This is a genomic window from Achromobacter sp. ESBL13 (assembly GCF_036668755.1).
Taxonomy (GTDB): domain Bacteria; phylum Pseudomonadota; class Gammaproteobacteria; order Burkholderiales; family Burkholderiaceae_B; genus Achromobacter.
The window spans coordinates 1,904,016-1,916,900 of sequence record NZ_JAZEVT010000001.1 but is presented as its reverse complement, the minus strand read 5'-3'; the positions used below and the strand labels follow the sequence as shown (position 1 = coordinate 1,916,900).

Sequence of the window (12,885 nt, the reverse complement as noted above, 5' to 3'; positions counted from 1 at the left end):
TTTCAGGCCGTTCTTTCGCGCAGCCGCGTGGGGCTGCCGGCATCGCCGCGCGGCTTGCCCGGCCCTAGCAGCAGCAAGCCGATCAGCCCGATCCCCACGCACACGGCTACGTAGTACACGGGCACCATCAAGTCGCCCGTGCGTTGAATCAACGCGGTGTTGATGAAAGGCGCCAGCCCGCCGAACAGCATCACGGCCAGGTTGTACGACAGGGATACGCCCGTGGACCGCAGGTTCACCGGCAGGATCTCGGTCATCAGCGCGGGCGTTGGCCCCCACATCACGCCCATGCACGCCGCCGCCGCCAACTGCGCTTGCAGCAGGGTGGCGAAGGACGGCGCTTGCAGCACGCGCGCCATCATGATCCAGGTCACCACCCCAAAGGCGAACGTGGCCGGCAGCATCAGGGCGCGGCGCGACAAACGGTCCGACAGCGCGCCGGACAGCGGGCACAGCACCAGCAGCAACACCGCCGCCAAGGCGCTGCTCAGTTGCGCGTCGCCCATCGTCAGTCCCAGTTCCGTGACGGCAAACAGGGGCAGGTACAACAGCATCACGTAGTTGGACGCCGTGCCGGTGACCACAATGCAAAACGACCCGGTCAGTTCACGCGGATAGCGCGAAAACAGCGTGCGCAGCGTGGTCTGCGCAGGCTTGACGCGCTGGTCCTGAAATTGGCGGAACTCGGGCGTTTCATCTACCTGCGTACGAAGGTAATAGCCAATGGGCCCGATCAGGATGCCGAACAGGAACGGCACGCGCCAACCCCAGCTTTCCAGGTCGGCGGTCGACAGGTTGGAGGACAGCAGATACACCACGCCCGCGCCGGCCGAGAACGCCAGCGCCTGCGAGCACATCTGGAAACTGCCGTACAGGCCGCGTCGGTTGGGCGGCGCAAACTCCACCAGCATGGCGCTGGCGCTGGCATATTCGCCGCCCACGGAAAAGCCCTGGATCAAGCGCGCCACCAGCATCAGCACGCTGGCCGCCATGCCGATGGACGCGTAGGTGGGCAGCACGCCGATCATGGCCGTGCCGCCCGCCATCATCAGGATCATCAGCGACAGCGCGCGGCGGCGTCCGTGGCGGTCGGCGTACATGCCCAGCACCAGCCCGCCAATGGGCCGCACGGCAAAGGCCACGCCAAAGGTGGCCAGCCCCAGCAGCAGCGACGTCGCGTTGTCGCCCGTGGGGAAGTACAGCCGTGATATCACGGCGGCAAACATGCCGTAGATGGCGAAGTCGAACCACTCGAAGGCGTTGCCCAGCACCGAGGCAATGACCACGCGGCGGCGCATGGCGGCGGAAACTTGATAAGCGGGGGAAGACGGAGGCGTCATCACGGACTCCTGCAAGCGCCGTACAGGCGTAAGGGAACACGGGCGCGCCGCAGCGGCGCGTCCGTGAATTCAACAGCTGGGAAAAGGGCGGATCAGCCCAGGCGGTCGCGCACGATCTCAACGAAGACGGCCGCGCCCGTGGGCAGGATGTCGTCGTCGAAGTCGTATTCCGGGTGATGGCAGAAGTGGCCGTCCTGCCCAACGAAGAAGTAGGCGCCCGGGCATTCTTGCAGCAGATACGCGAAATCTTCCCCCGCCATCAGCGGGGTGATGCGGTCGTCCACCAGGTCGGCGCCGACCACGCGCGTTGCGGCGGCCGCGACGGTGGCCGCCGGGCCGGGCGCATTGATGGTCGGGGGGCAACCCATGCCGAATTCGACGTCGATGTGCGTGGCGTTGGCAACCCCAAGGCCCTCGCACATTTCGCGCACCCGGCGCAGCGCCGTTTCGCGCGCGGCAAGGCTCATGGTGCGGATCGTGCCGCGCAGCTCGATCATGTCGGGGATGACGTTGGGCGCGGTGCCGCCGTTCATCATGCCCACGCTGACCACGCCCGATTCCAGCGGGTCCAGCGCCCGGCTGACGACGGTTTGCAGCATGCCCACCAACTGGCAGGCGATGACGACCGGGTCATTGCCCTGTTGCGGCATGCCGCCATGGCAGCCCACGCCATGCACGCGGATGACAAAACCGTCACAGGCGGCCAGCAATGCGCCTTCGCGCACAGCCACGCGGCCCTTGCCGATCATGGGGTTGTTGTGCAGGCCGTAGATTTCGTCGCACGGAAAGCGCTTAAAGAGTCCATCGGCCATCATTGCCACGCCGCCGGCCAGGGTTTCCTCGGCGGGCTGGAAGATGAAGTTGATGGTGCCGGCAAAGTCCCGGTTCTGCGACAGGTGCTGCGCCACGGCCAGCAGCGTGGCGGTGTGCCCGTCATGCCCGCAGCCGTGGAACGTGCCTTCATGGGTGGAACGGTAGGGCAGCGTGGTTTTTTCCTGCATGGGCAGCGCGTCCATGTCGGCGCGCAGGCCGATGCGGCGCTTGCCCGGGCGTGCGCCCTGCAATACGGCCACTACGCCCGTGCCACCGATGCCGGCATGCACGTCCAGGCCCCATTGCCGCAGTTTGGCCGCGACGAGCTCGGCGGTGCGGTGCTCCTGGAAACTCAACTCGGGGTGCGCATGCAGGTCCTGCCTCCATTGCGCGTACTCGGGTTGACGCTCGACAAACCAATCTCGCACTTGCATTGCCGCCTCCTTGGGGGAGTGAAATGTCTAAGGTTCGGATGTGGCGGCGGGCCGGGCGGCCCGCCTGATGCCGTGCGAACCATAATCGATATCGGTGGCGGGCAGTGTGTGTGTAACCAAGCGTGAGAATTTGCGGGCGACCGCGCGCGGCATGCGGCGCGGCGCGTCCGCGTTATTGGCGAACGGTGCGCACGTCGGCCGGCGGCGCGGCCTCGAAGTTGCTGCGCCAGGGGTTGATGTCCAGCCCGCCACGGCGCGTGTAGCGCGCGTACACGGTCAGCTGTTCGGGGGCGCAGGCCTGCATGATGTCGCTGAAGATGCGCTCGACGCAGTGTTCGTGAAATTCCGCGTGCTGGCGGAAAGACACCACGTAGCGCAGCAGCGATTCCCGGTCGATGGGCGCGCCCCGGTAGCGGATCTGCACGCTGGCCCAATCGGGCTGGCCCGTCACGGGGCAGTTGGACTTCAACAGCCGCGAGGCCAGCGTTTCCTCGACCACGTCGCCCGGCCGCGTACGCAGCACTTGCGGCGCCGGCTCGTAGGTGTCGATCTCGATATCCAGCTTGTCGATATAGATGCCGTCCATCTCGCCCATCTGCAACTCGGAGAATCGCTGCGGCAGGAAGAAGTCCAGGCCCACGGGAGCGCCGGCGGCGGCGCTCAGGTCGCGTTCCAGACGCCCGCGCAGCGCGGCGGAATTGACCAGCCGGGTCTGGTTGAACGAATTCAGATAAAGCTTGAATGACTTGGATTCGATGATGTTCGGGCTGTCGGCCGGCACCGAAAACGTAGCCATTGCCACGCGCGGCTTGCCCTTGGCGTCCAGCCAGGACAGCTCGTAGGCGTTCCACAGGTCAACGCCCCTAAAGGGCAGGTTGCCGGCGGTCAGGTTCAGCGCCGCGCGGTTGTGCGAGCGCGCGATGGGAAACAGCAGCGAAGGATCGTATTGCGAGGCGTAGGCCACGCTTTGGCCCAGGGGGCCGTGCGACAGGGTCATGGCAATTCAGGAATAACGGGGGAATAGCGGCATTGTAGGCGCTTCAAAAAGGGCCATTTTTCCGCATTGTGAAATGTAAGTCCCGTGATGTGAAAGTTCCTGCTGCTGCGCAACCAAAGCGCATTTCATAGATGACAAAAGCGTTTCGTGATGTGAAATGCCGCTTTCAACCTATTGATTTTATAGGCAAATATTTTTTGTCTTCTATAAGACACGAGCCCACCTTGCTTTGCAGCAGAGGCATAGACTTTGTCCAACGATTCACGCAATGCAGAACGCGAATCTTTGAAGCCTTCTTATCACTGACCAGGAGCATCACCATGAGCACTCGCGAAACCGAAATCCGCAATTTGCAGAAAGACTGGGCCGAGAACACCCGCTGGCAGGGCATCAAGCGCGACTACAGCGCCGAGGATGTCATCCGCCTGCGCGGCTCGATCAGCGTGCAGCACACGCTGGCCGAACGTGGCGCCACCCGTCTTTGGGAACTGCTGCATAGCGAACCCTTCGTGAATTCGCTGGGCGCCCTGACCGGCAACCAGGCCATGCAACAGGTCAAGGCCGGCCTGAAGGCCATCTACCTGTCGGGCTGGCAAGTGGCCGGCGACGCCAACCTGGCCGGCGAGATGTATCCCGACCAGTCGCTGTACCCCGCCAACTCGGTGCCGCAAGTGGTTCGCCGCATCAACAATTCGTTGGCGCGCTGCGACCAGATCCAATGGATGGAAGGCAAGAACCCGGGCGACGAAGGCTACATCGATTACTTTGCGCCCATCGTGGCCGATGCCGAAGCGGGCTTTGGCGGCGTGCTTAACGCCTTTGAACTGATGAAGGCGATGATCGACGCCGGCGCGTCGGGCGTGCACTTCGAAGACCAATTGGCGTCCGTGAAGAAGTGCGGCCACATGGGCGGCAAGGTGCTGGTGCCCACCCGCGAAGCCGTGGCCAAGCTGGTGTCGGCACGCCTGGCGGCCGACACGATGGGCACGCCCACCGTGCTGCTGGCCCGCACCGACGCCGATGCCGCCGACCTGGTGACCAGCGACGTGGACGAAAACGACCGCCCGTTCATCACCGGCGAGCGCACCGTGGAAGGCTTCTTCCGCACCAAGGCCGGCATCGATCAAGCCATTTCGCGTGGCCTGGCCTACGCGCCGTATGCCGACCTGATCTGGTGCGAAACGTCCACGCCCAACCTGGAATACGCCCGCAAATTCGCGGACGCCATCCATCGCCAATTCCCGGGCAAGCTGCTGGCGTACAACTGCTCGCCCTCGTTCAACTGGAAGAAGAACCTGGACGACGGCACCATCGCCAAGTTCCAGCGTGAGCTGGGCGCCATGGGCTACAAGTTCCAGTTCATCACGCTGGCCGGCTTCCATGCGCTGAACTACGGCATGTTCGAACTGGCCCACGGCTACGCCCGCCGCCAGATGAGCGCCTTTGTGGAATTGCAGCAGAAGGAATTCGCGGCCGCCGAAATGGGCTTCACCGCCGTGAAGCACCAGCGCGAAGTGGGCACCGGCTACTTCGACGCCGTGACGCAGACGATCGAAAACGGCCAGTCCTCGACCACGGCGCTGACGGGCTCTACGGAAGAAGCCCAGTTCGAACACGGCAAGGAACAGAAGGTGGCTTGACCGCTTGACCGCTTGAACGCAGGGTGCGTCACCCGCGCAACTGTGAGCGGGTGACGCACGGATAGATTGCTTTGCAGTTGTAGGTGCTGTTGTAGGGTGGATTCAGGGTGCCTTCGGGCACCCCTTTTTTTTCCTGGACGCAGCGCCAGCGCCTTCTTGTTATTAAGCGGCCACCGCCTCGTCGGTCAACGACGCCATGTCGATGACGAAGCGGTACTTCACGTCGTTCCGGGCCAACCGCTCATAGGCCTCGTTCACGGCCTGGATCGGCACGATCTCGACATCGCTGACAATGCCGTGTTCCGCGCAGAAGTCCATCATCTCTTGCGTTTCTTCCATGCCGCCGATGGCCGAGCCCGCGATCGACTTGCGGCCCAGGATGAGGTTCGCGCCGGGGATCGGGTCCAGCGGCGTCAGGGCGCCCACCAGCGCCATCGTGCCGTTCAGCGTCAACAACGCCAGGTACGGATTCACGTCGTGGCTGACGGGCACGGTGTTCAACAGGAAATCGAATGTGCCCGCGTGCGCGGCCATCGCCTCTGCGTCGCGCGACACCAGCACCTCGTCGGCGCCCAGGCGCCGGGCGTCGCGGCCCTTGTCGGCAGACGTCGTGATCATCACCACATGCGCGCCCATCGCATGGGCAAACTTCACGCCCATGTGGCCCAGCCCGCCCAGGCCGATCACGCCCACCTTCTGGCCGGGGCCTACCTTCCAGTGGCGCAGCGGCGAATACGTGGTGATGCCGGCGCACAGCAGCGGAGCAACGGCTTTCAAGTCCAGCTTGTCAGACACCTTCACCACAAAGTGTTCCTTGACGACAATGCGGTCGGAATAGCCGCCGAACGTCAACTGATCGCTGCCGCGTTCCTTGTCGTTATAGGTCAGCGTGGCGCCTTCTTCGCAGTACTGCTCCAGGTTCAGGCGGCAGGCCTTGCAATGCAGGCAGGAATCCACCATGCAACCCACGCCCGCGTAATCGCCCGCCTTGAACTTGGTGACGTTCTTGCCTACTTGGGCAACGCGGCCCACGATCTCGTGGCCGGGCACCATCGGGAACACGGAGTTGCCCCAGTCGCCGCGCGCCTGATGCAAGTCGGAATGGCAGATACCGCTGTAAAGAATGTCGATCAGCACGTCGTCATCGCCCGGCTCGCGGCGTGTGAAGCTGAACGGAACGAGCGGGGTGTCGGTGCTGTAAGCGGCGTAGCCACAGGCTGGGATCATGGTGAACTCGAATCAATTTGTTAAGCAGACGTTCACAATATTCCTGGGAATAAGGCCGATCAAGCTAGAATTTCCGCATGTTTTGTTGAAGGAATTTGCACAATCATGCAAGCGGATAATCTGTCGCACCTGGCGGCGTTCGCCGCCGTCGCCCGGCATTGCAGCTTTCGCCGCGCGGGCGAAGAACTGGGCCTGTCCACCTCCGCCGTCAGCTACGCCATCCGCAACCTGGAAGAAAGGCTGCGCGTGAACCTGTTCAACCGCACGACGCGCAGCGTGGCGCTGACCGACGCCGGCCAGCGCCTGGCCCAACGCCTGCTTCCCGCGCTTGCCGACCTGGGCGACGCGCTGGAAGAAATGAACCACTTTCGGGGTTCGGCGTCCGGCACGTTGCGGATCAACACGTCGCGGGCGGCCTCCCACATGCTGTTGATGCCGTTCGCCGCGCGCTTCCTGGCCGCCTATCCAGACATTCAGCTTGAAATCGCGGAGGACGACAGCTTTGTCGACATCGTGGCATCGGGCTTTGACGCGGGCGTGCGCTTACTGGAGGCCGTGCCGGAAGACATGGTGGCCGTGCAGATCGGCCCGGCCTTGCGCGCTGCGGTGGTCGCCTCGCCCGCCTACCTGGCTGGGCGCGAATTGCCCCGCCATCCGCACGACCTGTTGAACCACGCGTGCGTGCGCTACCGCTTTCCCAGCGGGCGCTACTACAAATGGGAATTCGGAAAGGATGGGGAGGCGATCGAAGTGGACGTGTCCGGCCGCATTGCGCTTAGCGACGTGCACGCGGAAGTGCGCGCGGCGGCGGACGGCATCGGCATCGGCTGCGTGCCGGAATACTACGTGCGCGACCTGCTGCAAGCCGGCCAGCTGGTGCGCATGCTGGATGACTGGTGCCCGGCAATTCCCGGCTTCATGCTGTATTACCCACGGCAACGTCGCGTATCGTCGGCATTGCGCGCCTTTATTGATATGGCCAGACAGGCGGGGCCGGGCTAAGGCCGGGCGCCTTCCAGCAGTGCCTGCACCAGCCGGTTCTCTTCATCCGCCTGCCGGCACACGAACGAAATCTGACGGTACGGGGCGTGTTTGCCCAGCGGCAGCACGCGCACGGGATGCACGTCCAGCAGGTTGCGCCCGGGCTCGGGCAGCACGCACACGCCCAAACCCGCCGACACCAATGCGGTCAATGCCGCCAGCGATTGCATTTCGATGCGGCAGCGCGCGTGCGGCGCGTGCTGCGCCACATAGCGCGCGGCCAGGCGTCCGCCGATGGTGGTCTTGTCGAAGCGGATCCATTCGTAGCGCTGGAACAATTCGGCCACGCGGGTTTCCATGGAATCGGGGGGGGCGATCAGTACCAGCGTTTCCCGAAACAGCGGCGTCCAGGCCAGGCGGCTGGACCCGCCCGTTTCCGGCTGTGTGATGATCGCGGCGTCGATTTCGCCTTTTTTCAGTTTCTCGGTCAATTCGGTGGCGCGCCCACGCACCAGCCGCACGTCCAGCAGCGGATAGCGTTCGCGCAGTTTGCGCAGCAGCGGCGGCAGCAGCGTGACTTGCAGGGGTTCGATAGTGCCCAGCCGCACGCGCCCTTCCACGGCGGGCGTGCTGCGGCGGCGCAGTTCGTCCAGCCGGGCCAGCGCGTCCTGTAGCACCGCGTCCACTTCGGCGGCAAAGGCGTTCGGCCTGACCTGCAACGCCGACCGGTCGAACAGCGGCTGGCCGAAGTATTCCTCCATCTGCTTCATCTGCAAGCTGACGGCGCTGGGCGACAAGTTCATGTCCGCCGCGCCCGCCGCGAAGCTGCCGCCGCGCAGGACGGCGTTGAGCGTACGGAAAGATTCGATCTTCATCAGAAATCCTCACGTAGTGTTTTAAGAATCCTCGCTTTATATCATCAGTGGGCGGTCCTAGTATGCGAAACGACCACAACGAAAAGCGGCTGCGGGACGGGCGTGCCACGCCCGCCGGAACAGACCGACACCGAGGAGACCTACGATGAACCTGACTTTGCACACGCTGCGCGCCGCCATACCCGCGTTGGCCATGAGCCTGACGCTGGCTGTTGCCGCGGGCGCGCCCGCGACCGCCATGGCGCAGTCCGCCTCCATACCGCCCACCATCACGATGGTGGTGCCGTTTCCGCCCGGCGGCAGCAATGACGTGTTCGCCCGCGTGCTGGCCGAAAAGCTGGGGGCGCGGCTGTCGAACACGGTCATTGTTGAAAACCGCCCCGGCGCGGGCGGGGCCATTGGCGCGGAATACGTCGCGCGCGCACCCAAGGACGGCACGGTGCTGATGCTGTCTTCGTCCACGCTGACCACCAACGCGGCCGTGCAAACCAACTTGAAATACGACGTCGTGCGCAGCTTTGCGCCCGTGGCCATGCTGGCGCGCAGCCCGATGGCCTTGGTGGTGGGCAAGGATTCCCCCTACCAATCCATGGCCGACCTGTTGGCTGCCGGCCGCAAAGAGCCGGGCAAGCTGACCTATGGCAGCGCCGGGCTGGGCTCGGTCAACCAGATGGCCAGCGAAATCCTGGCCGGGGGCGAGAAGACGGCGTTCACGCATGTGCCCTACAAGGGCATGTCGCACGCGCTGAACGACCTGGCAGGCGGCCGCGTCGATTTCGTGATCGGCAGCTTCGCGTCCACGGCATCGCTGCTCAAGGGCGGCAAGCTGCGCGTGCTGGCCGTCACGTCGCCCAAGCGGTCGCAGTTCTATCCCGACCTGCCCACCATCGGTGAAGGCCAGCCCGGCTACTCGGTGGAATTGTGGTGGGGCGTGCTGGCCCCGGCCGGCACCCCCGCGCCACTGGTCGACAAGCTGAACGCCGAGATCCGCGCCATCGTCAACGACGACAAGATGCGCGCCATGTTCGCCGAGGAAAGCGCCGTGCCGGCGGCGCTGACCGTGCCGCAGTTTGCCGATCTGGTGCAGGCCGACGCCGCCAAGTGGAAGCAGGTGGCGCGCGACCGGAACATATCCATCCAATAAGCACGACCCCGATTCAACGTCCGTCACAAGAGCGCAAGCATGAGAAGCAAACTGTTCGTTCCAGGTTCCCGTCCCGAGTTATTCGCCAAGGCATTGAGCGGCCCCGCGGACGCGTTGTCGTTCGACCTGGAGGACGCCGTGGCGCCGTCGCGCAAGGCCGAGGCGCGCGAGCATCTGGCCCGCATGCTGGCCGACCCGCGGACGGCCGCGTCGGGCAAGACGCTGATCGTGCGCGTGAACGCCTTGGACAGCGGGCACTTTCATGCGGACGTGCAGGCAGTGGTGCGGCCCGGCTTGCATCTGGTGAACCTGCCCAAGGCGGAAAGCGAGGCCGACGTGGTGGCGGCGGCCAGCGCCATCGAACAGGCGCGCGCCGCCAATGGCGTGACCGAGCCGGTGGGCTTGCTGCTGAACATTGAATCGCCGCGTGCCTTGCGGCTGGCGGCCACCCTGGCGGCCGCGCATCCGTCGGTGGCCGGCTTGCAGCTGGGGCTGGGCGACCTGTTCGAACCCGCCGGCATCAGCCGCCGCCAGAACGTCGCTGTGCAGCAGGCGATGTTTGCGCTGCGCATGGCGGCGGCCGAGGCCGGCGTGTTTGCCTATGACTCGGCCTTTGCCAATATCGAAGACGAAGCGGGCTTTCGCGCCGAAGCCGAGCTGGCGCGCAGCCTGGGCTATCTGGGCAAAAGCTGCATCCATCCCCGGCAAGTGCCGCTGGTCAACGCGGCCTTCCGCCCCTCGGATGAAGAAATCGCCCACGCTACGCGCGTGGTGCAAGCCGCCCGCGAGGCAACCGAGAAGGGCGTCGCCGCGTTTGTGGTGGATGGCCGAATGATCGACGGCCCATTCCTGCGCCGCGCCGAGGCGATACTGCGTTCGGCCCAGGCCTTGGGGCTGGACGGCACGGAGCAACAGCAATGATGGCGACCGAACACACTTCTACCGGTGGCCCGCTGGCGGGCGTACGCGTGTTGGACTTAAGCGCCTATATCGCCGGGCCGTATGGCTGCACGCTGCTGGCGGATCAGGGCGCGGATGTCATCAAGGTGGAACCGCCCACCGGCGACAACCTGCGCAAGTATCCGTCCACGCTGGACAGCGAAAGCCGCGCCTTCCTGGGCGTGAACCGGGGCAAGCGCGGGCTGGTGCTGGATCTGAAGCAACCCGAGGCGTTGGCCGTGCTGCACGACCTGGCGCGCCAGGCCGACGTGCTGGTGCACAACTTCCGGCCCAGCGTGCCGGCGCGCCTGGGCATTGCCTACGAGCAGCTGGCCGAGGTGAACCCCAGGCTGATCTATTGCGCCGTCACCGGCTATGGCGAAACGGGGCCGCTCAAGGACAAGGCGGGCTACGACCAGGTGCTGCAAACCATGACGGGCATGTGCGCGTTGCAGGGCAAGGCGGAAGGCCCGCCCGAGATCCTGTACGGCTCGGTGGTGGACTACTACGCGTCGTCCATGGTGGCCGCGGGCGTGGCATCGGCGCTGTATGAACGCGAACGCAGCGGTCGCGGGCAGTTCGTGGGCGTGTCCTTGCTGCGCAGCGCGCTGGCGCTGCAATCGGCGCGGCTGGTCTGGGCCGAGGGCGAACCGCGCGAGATCGGGCGCGACATGCGTTCGGGCGGCATCACCGGCCTGCACCCCACGGGCGGCGGCTATCTGTATATCTCTGCCAACACGCCGCACTTCTGGCAGGCGCTGTGCGAGAAGACGGGGCTGGCGGACCTGGCTGCGAACCCGCGTTACGACTCGGTGCGCAAGCGTGCCGAACATCGCGACGAGATTGTGCCGCGCCTGCACGAAGCGCTGCGCGCGCGCAGCGCCCTGGAGTGGGAAGCGTGGTTTGGCGAAGAGGTGCCTTGCGCCGCCGCGCGTGGCGTTGAAGACATGTTCGATTTTCCGCAGGTACAGGCCGAGAACATGATTTCCACATTTGCGCACCCGGTCGTCGGGAGCTACCGGGGCTTCGCGCAGGCGATCAAGTTCGGCCGCAGCCAAGCGGACACGCCGCGCGCCGCGCCCGCGTTTGCCGAACACAGCGAAGAGGTGCTGGCCGAAGCGGGAATCTCCGCCGAGCTGGTGGCCGACCTGAAAAAGCGCGGCGCATTGCGATAGCTAAGATGCCCGAAATCCCGCCTTGATCCAGATCAAGGTGCCGGCCTGCGCCGCTGGTTACCATCGGCGCATGCGAGCAAAATCGATTTTCGCCGTCCCGGTGTCCCTGTCCGACGCCGACCGCCAGCAACGCCGCCACGCCTTGGTGCGCCTGTCGCTGGCGTGGCTCGCCATGATGCAGGTCATGATGTTTGCGTGGCCCGGTTACCTGCGGCATGACAGCATGCCCGCCGACGCACTGCAAACGCTGGACTGGGCCATCGTGCTGATGAATTGGGCCAGCTTCGCCCTGACCATCCCCGTGGTGCTGTATTCGGCCTGGCCCATCTGGCGCCATGCCGGCGACAACCTGCGCCATGGCCGCGCGGGCATGGACGTGCCCGTTGCGCTGGGCATCGTGGCCGCGTTCGTTCCCAGCGTCCACGCCACCTGGACCGGGCGCGGCGAAGTCTATTTCGATTCGGTCACGATGTTCGTGGCGTTTCTGCTGACCGCGCGCTACCTGGAACTGTGCGCCCGCCAGTCCTTTGGCGATGCGGCGGGTGGCCTGCGGCATCAGCGCGTGGAAACCCAACGGCTGGAATTGGGCGCGCGCGCCGATCGGCTGGCATCGCGCTTCGTGTTGGCGCAGGTGGTGCTGGCGCTGGCCGCCGCCATCGGCTGGGCGGCCATCGACCCCGCCCACAGCCTGCCCGTGATGGTGGCGCTGCTGGTCATGAGCTGCCCCTGCGCCATGTCGATGGCGGTGCCCACCGCGATGGCGTCCGCGCATTCGGCATTGGCCGCGCACCCCTCCATGTCCGACGCCGCGCTGGACGCGCTGCTGCGCCGGGCACGCGAGAAAGCCCGCCAGAACCTGTACGGCTCGTTGATCTGGCATTTGCTGATGACGCCGCTGGCGTTGCTGGGCTGGGTGCAACCCTGGCTGGCCGCCATCACGATGCTGGTGTCGTCGCTGGCCGTGGCCTATAACTCGTGGCGCCTGTGCCGCCGCGACTGGTCGGTTGGCAGCGCACCGGTCGGCGCGCTGGAAGCCGCGCCATGACCATCCTCTATCTGCTGCTGCCCTTGTCGTTGCTTTTCGTGCTGGCCATCGGCGTATCGCTATGGTGGGCCGTGTTCAACGGCCAGTACGACGATACCGACAACGCCGGCACGGCGATCCTGCGCGACGACGACAGCGGGCGCGGCTCGCGCGGCTAAGCGCAAACCCCGCCAACCCATTCCCGACACCACGGTTTTCCGGCGCCTGAGCGCCCGCGCGCGCCGCCATTGACGCCGCGCTTGAAGCCGCGCGCCTGAGTCCGTTGCGGCATTGCC

At 65.4% G+C, this 12,885-nt stretch carries 12 protein-coding genes; 7 read left to right on the top strand and 5 right to left on the bottom strand.

The window, feature by feature from the left end:
* Window positions 1-2: 2 nt before the first annotated feature.
* The 3 genes from V6F88_RS08545 to queF all read right to left on the bottom strand — a co-directional run bounded on the left by V6F88_RS08545 (window position 3) and on the right by queF (window position 3,584).
* A complete protein-coding gene (locus V6F88_RS08545; protein WP_332608851.1) occupies window positions 3-1,340 on the bottom strand; it encodes an MFS transporter in 1,338 nt (445 codons plus the stop codon).
* Window positions 1,341-1,432: 92 nt separating this feature from the next.
* Window positions 1,433-2,587, bottom strand: coding sequence for a M20 aminoacylase family protein (locus tag V6F88_RS08540; RefSeq protein ID WP_332608850.1), 1,155 nt, complete (start codon window positions 2,585-2,587; stop codon window positions 1,433-1,435).
* A 172-nt stretch (window positions 2,588-2,759) separates the two neighbouring features.
* Window positions 2,760-3,584 carry an NADPH-dependent 7-cyano-7-deazaguanine reductase QueF gene (queF, locus tag V6F88_RS08535; RefSeq protein ID WP_332608849.1) on the bottom strand — a complete coding sequence of 275 codons (825 nt, stop codon included), beginning with the start codon at window positions 3,582-3,584 and terminating at the stop codon, window positions 2,760-2,762.
* A 320-nt stretch (window positions 3,585-3,904) separates the two neighbouring features.
* Here queF and aceA point away from each other — a divergent pair, with 320 nt between their 5' ends.
* A complete protein-coding gene (aceA, locus tag V6F88_RS08530) occupies window positions 3,905-5,224 on the top strand; it encodes an isocitrate lyase (protein ID WP_046805409.1) in 1,320 nt (439 codons plus the stop codon).
* Window positions 5,225-5,386: 162 nt separating this feature from the next.
* Here the strand turns inward: aceA and V6F88_RS08525 are convergent, their stop codons facing one another.
* Window positions 5,387-6,451 (bottom strand): NAD(P)-dependent alcohol dehydrogenase, encoded by a 1,065-nt coding sequence (locus V6F88_RS08525; protein ID WP_332608848.1) that lies wholly within the window; start codon window positions 6,449-6,451, stop codon window positions 5,387-5,389.
* A 105-nt stretch (window positions 6,452-6,556) separates the two neighbouring features.
* Here V6F88_RS08525 and V6F88_RS08520 point away from each other — a divergent pair, with 105 nt between their 5' ends.
* Entirely contained in the window at window positions 6,557-7,453 is an 897-nt protein-coding gene (locus tag V6F88_RS08520) for a LysR family transcriptional regulator (protein ID WP_332608847.1), read from the top strand.
* On the opposite strand, the gene V6F88_RS08515 is transcribed toward V6F88_RS08520, so the two are convergent.
* A complete protein-coding gene (locus V6F88_RS08515; RefSeq protein WP_332608846.1) occupies window positions 7,450-8,307 on the bottom strand; it encodes a LysR family transcriptional regulator in 858 nt (285 codons plus the stop codon). The two genes, V6F88_RS08520 and V6F88_RS08515, sit on opposite strands and share 4 nt — an antisense overlap.
* 145 nt (window positions 8,308-8,452) lie before the next feature.
* On the opposite strand from V6F88_RS08515, the gene V6F88_RS08510 reads away from it, so the two are divergent.
* The 5 genes from V6F88_RS08510 to ccoS all read left to right on the top strand — a co-directional run bounded on the left by V6F88_RS08510 (window position 8,453) and on the right by ccoS (window position 12,768).
* Window positions 8,453-9,451, top strand: coding sequence for a tripartite tricarboxylate transporter substrate binding protein (locus tag V6F88_RS08510; protein ID WP_332608845.1), 999 nt, complete (start codon window positions 8,453-8,455; stop codon window positions 9,449-9,451).
* 39 nt (window positions 9,452-9,490) lie between these two features.
* Window positions 9,491-10,372: an HpcH/HpaI aldolase/citrate lyase family protein gene (locus V6F88_RS08505; RefSeq protein WP_332608844.1), complete on the top strand. Its 882-nt coding sequence runs from the start codon at window positions 9,491-9,493 to the stop codon at window positions 10,370-10,372.
* On the top strand, window positions 10,369-11,565 hold the full coding sequence (locus V6F88_RS08500) for a CaiB/BaiF CoA transferase family protein (protein ID WP_332608843.1): 1,197 nt from the start codon (window positions 10,369-10,371) through the stop codon (window positions 11,563-11,565). Before V6F88_RS08505 ends, V6F88_RS08500 begins: the two co-directional genes overlap by 4 nt.
* A 70-nt stretch (window positions 11,566-11,635) precedes the next feature.
* Entirely contained in the window at window positions 11,636-12,610 is a 975-nt protein-coding gene (locus V6F88_RS08495) for a P-type ATPase (protein ID WP_332608842.1), read from the top strand.
* Entirely contained in the window at window positions 12,607-12,768 is a 162-nt protein-coding gene (ccoS, locus tag V6F88_RS08490; protein WP_046805402.1) for a cbb3-type cytochrome oxidase assembly protein CcoS, read from the top strand. The genes V6F88_RS08495 and ccoS overlap by 4 nt, the downstream gene beginning before the upstream one ends.
* Window positions 12,769-12,885 lie beyond the last annotated feature (117 nt).

Excerpts from the sequence above, each read along its gene's own strand:
- V6F88_RS08545 (WP_332608851.1), bottom strand. The coding sequence starts at position 1,340 with ATGACGCCTCCGTCTTCCCCCGCTTATCAAGTTTCCGCCGCCATGCGC.
- V6F88_RS08540 (WP_332608850.1), bottom strand. The coding sequence starts at position 2,587 with ATGCAAGTGCGAGATTGGTTTGTCGAGCGTCAACCCGAGTACGCGCAA.
- queF (WP_332608849.1), bottom strand. The coding sequence starts at position 3,584 with ATGACCCTGTCGCACGGCCCCCTGGGCCAAAGCGTGGCCTACGCCTCG.
- aceA (WP_046805409.1), top strand. The coding sequence starts at position 3,905 with ATGAGCACTCGCGAAACCGAAATCCGCAATTTGCAGAAAGACTGGGCC.
- V6F88_RS08525 (WP_332608848.1), bottom strand. The coding sequence starts at position 6,451 with ATGATCCCAGCCTGTGGCTACGCCGCTTACAGCACCGACACCCCGCTC.
- V6F88_RS08520 (WP_332608847.1), top strand. The coding sequence starts at position 6,557 with ATGCAAGCGGATAATCTGTCGCACCTGGCGGCGTTCGCCGCCGTCGCC.
- V6F88_RS08515 (WP_332608846.1), bottom strand. The coding sequence starts at position 8,307 with ATGAAGATCGAATCTTTCCGTACGCTCAACGCCGTCCTGCGCGGCGGC.
- V6F88_RS08510 (WP_332608845.1), top strand. The coding sequence starts at position 8,453 with ATGAACCTGACTTTGCACACGCTGCGCGCCGCCATACCCGCGTTGGCC.
- V6F88_RS08505 (WP_332608844.1), top strand. The coding sequence starts at position 9,491 with ATGAGAAGCAAACTGTTCGTTCCAGGTTCCCGTCCCGAGTTATTCGCC.
- V6F88_RS08500 (WP_332608843.1), top strand. The coding sequence starts at position 10,369 with ATGATGGCGACCGAACACACTTCTACCGGTGGCCCGCTGGCGGGCGTA.
- V6F88_RS08495 (WP_332608842.1), top strand. The coding sequence starts at position 11,636 with ATGCGAGCAAAATCGATTTTCGCCGTCCCGGTGTCCCTGTCCGACGCC.
- ccoS (WP_046805402.1), top strand. The coding sequence starts at position 12,607 with ATGACCATCCTCTATCTGCTGCTGCCCTTGTCGTTGCTTTTCGTGCTG.